Below are 9,965 nucleotides of genomic sequence, written 5' to 3'. Positions count from 1 at the left end.
TCTGGTGGTCGCGCTGGCCGCGCAGCCGCTCCCGGCGTTCGGCCAGCAGCCGCGCCGCCCCGTCGCCGAGCAGTTCGGCGGCGATCAGCTGTTCCAGGGGCGGCGGGGAGAGCTGGGCCTGGAGCGGGTGGTGCGTCAGCCGCCGTACGAGATCGGCGCCCGCCCGGATCCAGCCGACCCGCAGCCCGGTCCAGACGGTCTTGCTCAGCGACCCGATCTGGATCACCTGCCGCCCCGACAGGTGGGGCTCGGTGCCGGGCGGTGTCCTGAGGTCCAGGTCGCGCATCGTCTCGTCGGCGAGGAGGGTCACCTCGTGCCGTTCGGCCAGTTCGGCGAGGGCGCGGCGCGTGGGCCCGTCCATGTGGGCGCCGGTCGGGTTGTGGAAGTCCGGGACGAGGTAGGCGAGGCGGGGACGTCCGCGCCGTACGGCGTCGGCCAGCCGCTCGGTGTCCCAGCCGGTGTCGGCGGCGACGGGCACGGGAAGCAGCCGGGCCCGGCGTCCGCGCAGCACGGCCAAGGCGCCCGGGTAGGCCGGGTTCTCCACCACCACCGGTGCCCTGCGGTCGCTGTGGAGGTGGTCCAGGAGCAGGGTGAGCGCCGCCTGGGCGCCCGAGGTGACCAGGATCTGCTCGGGGCGGGTCGCCAGGCCCGTGCCGGTGTAGCGGTCGGCGAGGAGTTCGCGCAGACGGGGCAGCCCCGTCGTGGCGACGCCGGAGTCGACGAGCAGGGCCGCGCTGCGTTCGGCGGCGCGGGCGAGGGCCGCGAGGTAGGCCTCGTGGGGTGCGGCCGTGACGGCCAGGGTCAGGTCGAGGCGGGCGTCGTCCGTGCCGCCCAGGTCCAGGGACCAGGGGGTGGTGCGTTCGGTGAGGCGGGCGGGCAGGCGTACGACGCTGCCGCTGCCGTGCCGGGTGTGCAGCCAGCCGTCGTCCCGCAGCAGGGTCAGGGCGGCCACCACGGTGCCGCGGCTGATCCGCAGGGCGCGGGCGAGTTCCCGCTCCGACGGAAGCCTGGTGCCCGCCGGCAGCCGCCCGTCGACCACCGCCTCCCGCACGGCCTCGGACAGGGACCGGGTCAGGGCCCCCTCCCGTGTGCGCCAGGCGCCGAGCGCGGCGACGAAGCCGGTGTCCATTGGTCCAGTTTCCCTCAAGTGGACCAGGTGCCGGATGTCCCCACCGCCGTACGCTGCGGCTCATGGACCCCACTCTCGCCGACGACCTCTCGCGGCTTCCCGAACTCCTGCAGGCCGCCCGTGACTTCGCCGCGGGCGAGGTGGCCGGACTGGCCGAGCGCCCGGTGGCGCTGCTGGGGCGGGCGCCCGCACGCGCGCCCCTCCCGGACGGCGGCGCGGGTGCCGCGGGTGCCCTGGCGCGGTTCGCGCGACGGTGGGCGCCCGGCTTCTCCGGGTCGGCCGGGCCGCGCTACCTCGGTTTCGTCACCGGTGGCGCGACACCGGCGTCGGTCACCGGGGACTGGCTGACCTCCGCGTACGACCAGAACCTGTCCGGGGCGGGCGGCTCCTGGGCCGCGGCGCTGGAGCACGAGACGCTGGGCTGGCTGCGTGAGCTGTTCGGCCTGGGCGAGGAGCACGGCGGGGCCTTCGTGACGGGGGCGACGGTGTCCAACACGGTGGGTCTGGCGATCGGCCGCGAGTGGCTGGGCGAGCGGCTCGGCGTGAGCGTCTCCCGTCAGGGCGCGGCCGCGCTGGGACCGGTCGACGTGCTGTCCGGCAGCCCGCACTCCAGCGTGCCGAAGGCGCTGTCCGTGCTGGGCATCGGGCGGGACCGGCTGCGGCAGGTGCCGCTGCTGCCGGGGAACCGCGAGGCCGTGGACGTGGCCGCGCTCGACGCGGCGCTCGCGGAGGCGGCCGGCCGGCCCGTGATCGTCGTGGCCAACGCGGGCACCGTGAACACCGTCGACTTCGACGACCTGCGGGCGATCGCGGCCCTGAAGGAGCGGCACGACTTCTGGCTGCACGTGGACGCCGCGTTCGGCGCCTTCGCGGCCCTCTCCCCCGCGCACGCGCACCTCGTGGCCGGGCTCGACGCGGCCGACTCGGTCTGTGTGGACCTGCACAAGTGGCTCAACGTCCCCTACGACGCGGCCGTCCAGTTCACCCGCCGCCAGGATCTGCAGGTGGCGGTGTTCCACAACGCCTCGCCGTATCTGGGCCTGCCGGCCGGTGAGCCCGACTTCCTGCACCTGACCCCGGAGAACTCCCGGCGTCTGCGCGCCCTCCCGGCCTGGTTCTCCCTCGTCGCCTACGGCAGCGCGGGCCACCGCGAGATCGTCGAGCGGAACATCGCCCTGGCCCGGAGCCTGGGCGAGGGCATCGCCGCCCTTCCGGGGCTGCGGCTGCTGGCGCCGGTCCGGCTCAACGTCGTCTGCTTCACCCTCACCGGGGATCCCGCTCAGGAGCGGGTGGACGCCCTGGCCCGGGAGGTCGCCGCCTCCGGGGAGGCCTATGTGACGCCCACGGTGTACGACGGGGTGCCCGCGCTCCGGGCCGCGTTCAGCAACTGGCGTACCACGGAGGCCGACACCCGGCGGGTGCTCGCCGCGCTCGCCGCGGCGGCGGCGACCGCGTGACCGCTCTCAGACCCCCGGCGGCCGCACCACCGCGTGGAACCCGCTGTGGGCGGCGGTGAGCCCGCCGTCGACGCGGAGGGCCGTACCGGTGATCCAGGCCGCGTCCCGGGAGGCGAGGAAGGCGACGGCTGCGGCGATGTCCGCGGGCTCACCGACACGGCCGAGGGGATAGAGCCCCCGGAGGGCGTCGAGTTCGTCTTCGCGCCCGTCCCACGCCGAGGTCCGGACCGTGCCCGGTTCCACCAGGTTGACCCGGACTCCGCGGGCGGCCGCGTGCCCCGCGAGGGTCCGGGTCAGGGAGCCGAGTCCGGCCTTGGCGGCGCTGTAGGCGTGGTTGCCGAAGTCCAGCCGGGCGTTGACGGAGCCGATGCTGACGACCGCGCCCCGGCCGGAGGCGGCGAGGTGCGGAAGGGCGGCGCGGCAGCAGCGGTAGACCCCGGTGAGCGTGACATCGAGGTCGCGGGCCCAGGTGTCGTCCGGCTCGTCCTCGAAGAGGGGGACGTCCGGGGTGCAGCTCGCGGCGCTGTTGACCAGCACGTCGAGCGCGCCGAAGGTACCGACGGCATGGGCGACGGCCGCCTCCACGGAGCCCCGGTCGGCCACGTCGCACTCGAACGCCTCCACCGTGAGCCCCTGTTCACGCAGCCCGGCGGCCGTCTTCTCCGCCTCGGGCAGGTCCCGGTCGGTCACCAGTACCTTTCCGCCCTCCTCGGCCAGCCGCCGGGCGACGGCCGCGCCGATGCCCCGGGCCGCGCCCGTGACGAGTACTCCGTGGTCCTGAAAGCGCGTGAGTGCGGTCATGGGAGCGACCGTACGGCCGAGTGGATCGACACGACAGATAGCGTGCGCACATGTCCGCGTTCATACAGCAACTCCCCGCCCTCATCGGCGTCGTGATCGGTGCGCTCGGTTCGTATCTGGCGGTCGTCAGGGGTGATCGGGCCCGGTTCCGGCGGGAGCAGGCGGCGCGCTGGGACGAGCGGAGGTTCGCCGTGTACGCCGACTACGCGCGGGCGCTGAAGAAGTCGGTCACGCTGACCTACCGGCTGTCCGCCCACTTCGGCAACGACCCGCACCCGCACCCCCTGACGCCCGACGAGGCGAAGCCGCTGCTGGCCGAGGCGGCCGTCGCCCGGGATCCGGCCGGGGAGGCCCTGATCCTGCTGGGCAGCCCGGCGGTGGTGGAGAAGGCCCGGGCATGGGTCGTGACGGTGATGGAGATGGAGCGGTTCCTGCGTGAGGAGCAGCGGGACCCGGAGGCGTGGCAGACGTTGCTGGAGCGCCAGCGCGCGGGCCGCGAGGGCTACTACGCGGCCGTGCGCGAGGATCTGGCGCTGCCGCCCGGCCACTCGGCGCGCTGGCCGCTGCGGCTGCCGTGAGTCACCGGTAGCCGGTCACGTCCGCCGGTCCCCGGGTCCTTCAGCTCCACGAGGTATCGCGGGCGTAGGGGCGGCTGCCGTCCAGCCAGGTGAAGCCGCAGACCCGTGCGAGTCCGCCGCTGGACGGGGACTGTCCGTTCCAGCGGGCCCGCCTCGGGGTCGGCGGCGAGGGCGGTGACGGCCCGCCCGGCGAAGCGCGGGGTCTGCGAGACGGCGAAGCGCGGGACGCGGTCGAGGGCGTCGCGCCAGTTGTCCTCGGTCACGCCGAAGTGTTCGAGCAAGAGGTTCTCGCCGCCCCGGACGTCGTTCACCAGGATGTCCGGACGGCCGTGCCCGTCCGCGACGCGATGGCCCGGGTGACGGGAAAGCCGGACATCTCCTGTCGCCTTCACCAGGGGTGTCTCAGTACCCCCGGGCGATCCACTCCTCCAGGTGCGGGGCCTCGGCGCCGATGGTCGTCGAGTCGCCGTGGCCGGTGAGGACCTTGGTGCCGGGCGGGAGGGTGAGCAGCCGGTCTCGGATCGACTCGATGATGGTCGGGAAGTGCGAGTACGAGCGGCCGGTGGCGCCGGGGCCGCCCTTGAAGAGGGTGTCGCCGGTGAAGACGGTGGCCAGGCCGGGGTCGTAGAGGCAGACGGAGCCCTGGGAGTGACCCGGAGTGTGCAGCACCGTGAGGTCGAGGCCGGGCGCCTCGATGACCTGGCCGTGGGCCAGATGGGCGTCGGGCTCCCGGTCCGGGTGGGTCTGATTCCACAGCGGCAGGTCGTCGGGGTGGAGCCAGATCGTGGCACCGGTCAGGTCCGCGAGGGCGGGCGCGGCGTCGATGTGGTCGTTGTGGGCGTGGGTGCACACGATGGCGGTCAGCCGGCGGTCGGCGACGGCGTCGGCGATGGCCAGCGCGTCGTGGGCCGCGTCGATCACGACGACCTCGCGTTCGTCGCCGACGATCCAGACGTTGTTCTCCACGTCCCAGGTGCCGCCGTCGAGCGTGAACTGACCGGCGGTGACGAGACGTTCGATGCGGGTGGTCATCAGAAGACCACCACCGAGCGCAGGACGTCGCCGTGGTGCATCCGCTCGAAGGCCTTCTCCACCTCGTCCAGCGCGATGGTCTCGGTGACGAAGGCGTCCAGGTCCAGACGGCCCTGCAGGTGCAGGTCGATGAGCATGGGGAAGTCGCGGGAGGGCAGGCAGTCGCCGTACCAGGACGACTTCAGCGATCCGCCGCGCCCGAAGACGTCGAGCAGCGGCAGCTCCAGCTTCATCTCCGGGGTCGGCACACCCACCAGGACGACCGTGCCGGCCAGGTCCCGGGCGTAGAAGGCCTGCCGGTACGTCTCCGGGCGGCCGACCGCCTCGATGACGACATCGGCTCCGAAGCCGCCGGTCAGCTCCCGGATCGCCTCGACCGGGTCCGTCTCCTTGGAGTTGACCGTATGGGTGGCACCCATGGCACGGGCCTTGTCCAGTTTGCGGTCGTCGATGTCCACGGCGATGATCCTGGCCGCGCCGGCGAGCCGGGATCCGGCGATCGCCGCGTCGCCGACACCGCCGCAGCCGATGACCGCCACGCTGTCACCGCGTCCGACATTGCCCGTGTTGATCGCGGCGCCGATGCCGGCCATCACGCCGCACCCCAGCAGGCCGGCCACCGCCGGGGAGACGGCCGGGTCCACCTTGGTGCACTGTCCGGCCGCGACCAGGGTCTTCTCGGCGAACGCGCCGATGCCCAGGGCCGGGGACAGCTCCGTGCCGTCGGGCAGGGTCATCTTCTGCCCGGCGTTGTGCGTGCTGAAGCAGTACCACGGCCGGCCCCGCAGACAGGCCCGGCACTGCCCGCACACCGCACGCCAGTTGAGGATCACGAAGTCCCCGGGCGCGACCTCCGTGACACCCTCGCCGACCGACTCCACCACACCCGCCGCCTCGTGGCCCAGCAGGAAGGGGAAGTCGTCGTTGATGCCGCCCTGCTTGTAGTGCAGGTCGGTATGGCACACTCCGCAGGCCTGGACACGTACGACGGCCTCACCGGGTCCGGGGTCCGGCACCACGATCGTCTCCACCCGGACCGGTTCGTTCCTGCCCGGTGCGATCACGCCGCGCACTTCCTGCGCCATGGTCTGGCCCCTTCCATCGTCGTGCCTGTTCTTCGACCCTACGCGCGACCGATCGGTAACGACACGGAGCGCGACGACTGTCGGAGATCTTTCCGGGCGCCGCACGGGCCGGCCCCGGCTGGGCCGAGCCGGTCACGAGCCGCGCCGTCCGGCACCGGGCACCCGGACGTCCGGCTCCACGCAACGCCGGGTGCGGCTGACCGCGGGCACGCTCGTCCTGCCGGGTCCGGGCCCCGGACAGCTCCACCCGGTCTGGCCGCTGCTGTCGGCCGGGGTCGCGGCCGGCCTGGTTCTCCGCGCTCACCGACACCTGCGGCCCGGCCGCGCTGCTCGCGTAGCTGCCGCCCAACCGCCCTCGCCGGGCCGACCTCGACGTCCCCCTGGCGCGGCTGACGAGGCGTCGGGCCGCAGCGTCCCTCGAGGAGACCGACGTAGCCTGAGTGCTCCACCCGACTCCGCGCAGGGAGCACCGTGAGCGACGCAGCGACGGACAGCGGGAGCGAGTCGCCCGTGTGGCGGCTTCTCCTCGGATACGTACGACCCCACAGGTGGGCGCTGTTGGCGGGCGCGCTGCTCGCGCTGGTCACCGGGGCGACCGGGCTGCTGCTGCCGCTGGTGGCGCGGGGACTGATCGACGATCTGTCGCACGAGCGTTCCATCACCGGGCCGTTGCTCGCGATGGCGGGGCTGGTCGTCGCCAACGCGGCGCTGGGCGCGCTGGGTTCGTACGTGCTGCGCCGCACCGCCGAGTCGGTGGTCCTCGGCGCGCGGCGCTCCCTGTCGTCGTATCTGCTGCGGCTGCGGATCGCGGCCGTGGACCGCAGCGAACCGGGCGACCTGATGGCCCGGGTCACCTCGGACACGACCCTGCTGCGCGAGGTCACCACCGACTCGCTGGTCGCCCTGGGCACCGGCGGACTCACGCTCGTCGCCACCGTGGTGATGATGGCCGTGGTCGATCCGGTGCTGCTGGGGGTGACCCTGGCGGTGATCGCCGGCGCGGGCACGGTGCTCGGCGCGATCGTGCCGCGCATCAACCGGGCGAGCCGGCAGGCGCAGGACGCGGTGGGTGTGATGGGTGCCTCGCTGGAGCGGATCCTGGGCGCTCTGCGCACGGTCAAGGCGTCCGGCGCCGAGCACCGCGAGGAGCGGACCCTGCACGCGGCCGCCGAGGAGTCCTGGCGGCAGAGCGTGCGCGCCGCCAAGTGGTCGGCCGCGGCGGGCAACACGGCCGGGCTGGCGATGCAGATCGCCTTCATCACCGTCCTCGCCGTGGGCGGGGCGCGGGTGGCGACGGGCGCCATCGGCATCGGCACGCTGGTGGCGTTCCTGCTGTACGTGTTCTACCTGATGTCACCGATCCAGCAGGTCGTCGGCGCGGTCACGCAGTACCAGACCGGCGCCGGGGCGCTCGCCCGCATCCAGGAGGCGCTGCGGTTGCCTGCCGAACCGGCCGCCGAGCCGGCGCCGTTGCCCTGCGCGGGGGCCGAGCCCGCCTCCCTCGCCTTCTCGGACGTCCGCTTCCGGTACGCGGACGACCTGCCGTACGTCCACCACGGGGTCAGCTTCGCGATACCGGGGCGCGGCATGACGGCGTTCGTCGGCCCGTCCGGCGCGGGCAAGACGACGGTGTTCTCCCTCATCGAGCGGTTCTACGACCCCGAGACCGGCGACATCACGCTCGACGGCCGGAACCTGGCGGACTGGGAACTGCCCCGGCTGCGCTCGGCCATCGGGTACGTGGAGCAGGACGCGCCGGTGCTGTCGGGGTCGCTCAGGGACAATCTGCTGCTCGGCAATCCCGATGCGGACGACGACACCGTGGCGCGGGTGGTGAAGACGACGCGCCTGGACGACCTGGTGGCACGGCTGCCGGCCGGTCTGGACACGCTGGTCGGGCATCGCGGGACCAAGCTGTCGGGCGGTGAGCGCCAGCGTGTCGCCATCGCCCGCGCCCTGCTGCGGCGCCCCCGGCTGCTGCTTCTGGACGAGGCGACCTCGCAGCTGGACGCGGTGAACGAGGCGGCGCTGCGCGACACGGTCGCCGATGTGGCGCGGTCGACCACCGTCCTCGTGGTCGCGCACCGGCTGTCCACGGTGACGATGGCCGACCGGATCGTCGTGATGGACGCGGGCCGGGTGCGCGCGGTGGGCACGCACCGGGAGCTGGTGGCCGCCGACCCGCTGTACGCGGAGCTGGCGGCGACGCAGTTCCTCGCCACGGCGGGCTGACCCCGGCACGGGCGCCCGGCGCGACGGCGGCTACTGAACGGCGGGCAGCAGCCCGGTGACCGGGGCGACCAGGTCGGTGACCTGGTGCAGCTGGTTGAGCTGGTTCAGCTCGTTGATGCCGTTGACGGAGTGCAGCTGCTCGGAGACCCGCGGGAGCTCCGCCCTGTGCTCCGCCGGAATGTCACTGGTGGCGAGCTCGTCGAGCATGGCGACCGGGTTGATCTTCCCGGAGTTCTGCGCGCCCATGTCGGCCGCACTCGCCATCGGCGCGGCGAGGCCCGTGACACCCGCGGCGAGACCGATGGCGGCGACGATACGTCGTGTTGAGATCATGCTCTGAGCAACGTGCCGGGCACCGCGTGGACACGGGCGGCGGGCTCCACTCACCCGACAGGCGGACCGCCCGGCTGCGCTTGCCGAGGCCGCCGGGGCGGAGGAGTCTCGTAGGAGGGGTCCCCACGGCTCGCCCTCTTCGGGCCGCGAGCCCTCCGAGGAGGTCATCATGGGCACCGCGACAGGCTCCACCTTCGACACCGAGACACTGCGCCGGGGCATAGAGGGGAACACCGGGAACACCCTTCTCGCGCTCTACACCGACGACGCGGAGATCCGCATCGTCGACCGCAACTCCCAGCCCAGCCAGCCCAAGATCCTGCACGGTCGGCCCGAGATAGCCGCGATGCTCGACGACGTCTACAGCCGGGACATGACGCACAAGCTGGAACAGTGCATCATCCAGGGCGACCACGCCGCGTACAGCGAGTCCTGCGAGTACGGGGACGGGGTGAGGGTCCTCGCCGAGTCGATGATCACGCTGCGCGACGGGAAGATCGCCGAACAGATCATGATCCAGGCATGGGACGAGAACGAGTAGCCAGGAGGGTCGCCAGGGTCCAGGTCACCTCCCGGCTGACCTGGTCCTTCTCGGTCCGGGCCGTACTGGGGCGGGCGCGTCGGCCGCGGACGCGGCGGCCGGCACCGGCTTCCGCGGCACATCGGCTGGTGTCCGCCGCTCTGCTTCGCTCAGCGCTGCGAGCAGCGCGCCCTCACCCGCGTCCGCCGACACCGCGTGCGCTTCGAACGCCGCATGTCCGGCGGCGGTGAGCCGCACCCGGACCCGCCTGCGGTCGCCCGTCCCATGGACGCGCGTGATCAGGCCTCCTCGGCCGTGGACAGCCCAGGCACGGCTCATGGACGGCACCGCCCCGGCCCGCCGCATCGTCGCGGACGCCGTGAAGAAGGCCGCCGATCTCACCGGACGCACCGGTACCGCGCCCTGTCCGGCGACGGTGCCGGTCGGCGAGGACCCGGCCTCCGTCACCTATGTCCGGATGAAGCAGAACCGCTGCCGCAGGGCGGGCACCGGCTCCCGCCACGTGGCACTGCCCGCCGCCACGACCACCCAGGAGCTCGTCGGCACGCTCCGGGAGCTGCCGGACGACCCCGGTGTGCACGGCATCCTGTTCCAGCACCCGGTGGGCGGGCACATCGACGAGCGGACCGCGTTCGAGGCGATCGCGCCGGAGAAGGACGTCGACGGCGTCACGCTCGCCTCGTTCGCGACGCCGGACTTCGGCCGGCCCGGCTTCGTGTGCTCGACACACCGCGAGATCGTGAGCCCGCGCGAGCGGGGTGGAGTGGGGGGGTGAGG

9 protein-coding genes and 2 pseudogenes are annotated in these 9,965 nt (G+C 73.5%); 5 read left to right on the top strand and 6 right to left on the bottom strand.

Annotation, left to right across the window (positions count from 1 at the left end; translation table 11 throughout):
• Nucleotides 1–1,129: PLP-dependent aminotransferase family protein (locus ACFW2E_RS08825; protein ID WP_384463505.1), on the bottom strand; the 1,129-nt coding region annotated here is incomplete at its 3' end.
• 62 nt (nt 1,130–1,191) lie between these two features.
• Here ACFW2E_RS08825 and ACFW2E_RS08820 point away from each other — a divergent pair.
• On the top strand, nt 1,192–2,586 hold the full coding sequence (locus ACFW2E_RS08820; protein ID WP_384463502.1) for a pyridoxal phosphate-dependent decarboxylase family protein: 1,395 nt from the start codon (nt 1,192–1,194) through the stop codon (nt 2,584–2,586).
• A 6-nt stretch (nt 2,587–2,592) separates the two neighbouring features.
• Here the strand turns inward: ACFW2E_RS08820 and ACFW2E_RS08815 are convergent, their stop codons facing one another.
• On the bottom strand, nt 2,593–3,387 hold the full coding sequence (locus tag ACFW2E_RS08815; protein WP_384463499.1) for an SDR family NAD(P)-dependent oxidoreductase: 795 nt from the start codon (nt 3,385–3,387) through the stop codon (nt 2,593–2,595).
• A 50-nt stretch (nt 3,388–3,437) separates the two neighbouring features.
• On the opposite strand from ACFW2E_RS08815, the gene ACFW2E_RS08810 reads away from it, so the two are divergent.
• Complete coding sequence (locus tag ACFW2E_RS08810) at nt 3,438–3,965, top strand: hypothetical protein (protein ID WP_384463496.1); 528 nt, start codon at nt 3,438–3,440, stop codon at nt 3,963–3,965.
• Nucleotide 3,966: 1 nt separating this feature from the next.
• On the opposite strand, the pseudogene ACFW2E_RS08805 reads toward ACFW2E_RS08810, so the two are convergent.
• The 3 genes and pseudogenes from ACFW2E_RS08805 to ACFW2E_RS08795 form a co-directional block, all read right to left on the bottom strand.
• Nucleotides 3,967–4,249, bottom strand: a pseudogene (locus ACFW2E_RS08805) (short-chain dehydrogenase); the annotation flags it as partial.
• A 118-nt stretch (nt 4,250–4,367) separates the two neighbouring features.
• Complete coding sequence (locus ACFW2E_RS08800; RefSeq protein WP_384463494.1) at nt 4,368–4,997, bottom strand: MBL fold metallo-hydrolase; 630 nt, start codon at nt 4,995–4,997, stop codon at nt 4,368–4,370.
• Entirely contained in the window at nt 4,997–6,082 is a 1,086-nt protein-coding gene (locus tag ACFW2E_RS08795) for an S-(hydroxymethyl)mycothiol dehydrogenase (protein ID WP_384463491.1), read from the bottom strand. Before ACFW2E_RS08795 ends, ACFW2E_RS08800 begins: the two co-directional genes overlap by 1 nt.
• A 471-nt stretch (nt 6,083–6,553) precedes the next feature.
• Here ACFW2E_RS08795 and ACFW2E_RS08790 point away from each other — a divergent pair, with 471 nt between their 5' ends.
• Entirely contained in the window at nt 6,554–8,314 is a 1,761-nt protein-coding gene (locus ACFW2E_RS08790; protein ID WP_384463488.1) for an ABC transporter ATP-binding protein, read from the top strand.
• 30 nt (nt 8,315–8,344) lie between these two features.
• Here the strand turns inward: ACFW2E_RS08790 and ACFW2E_RS08785 are convergent, their stop codons facing one another.
• Nucleotides 8,345–8,647 (bottom strand): hypothetical protein, encoded by a 303-nt coding sequence (locus ACFW2E_RS08785; RefSeq protein ID WP_384463485.1) that lies wholly within the window; start codon nt 8,645–8,647, stop codon nt 8,345–8,347.
• 169 nt (nt 8,648–8,816) lie between these two features.
• Between ACFW2E_RS08785 and ACFW2E_RS08780 the strand changes: the two genes are divergently transcribed.
• Together ACFW2E_RS08780 and ACFW2E_RS08775 are read left to right on the top strand one after the other, a co-directional pair.
• Nucleotides 8,817–9,188 carry a nuclear transport factor 2 family protein gene (locus ACFW2E_RS08780; RefSeq protein WP_384463482.1) on the top strand — a complete coding sequence of 124 codons (372 nt, stop codon included), beginning with the start codon at nt 8,817–8,819 and terminating at the stop codon, nt 9,186–9,188.
• 316 nt (nt 9,189–9,504) lie between these two features.
• Nucleotides 9,505–9,915 (top strand): annotated as a pseudogene (locus ACFW2E_RS08775) (tetrahydrofolate dehydrogenase/cyclohydrolase catalytic domain-containing protein); the annotation flags it as partial.
• Between the last annotated feature and the right edge of the window lie 50 nt (nt 9,916–9,965).

Origin of the sequence: Streptomyces sp. NPDC058964 (assembly GCF_042741275.1) — a bacterium.
GTDB lineage: Bacteria > Actinomycetota > Actinomycetes > Streptomycetales > Streptomycetaceae > Streptomyces.
Note: the sequence above shows the minus strand (reverse complement) of the source record. Positions and strands in the feature narration are given on the sequence as shown.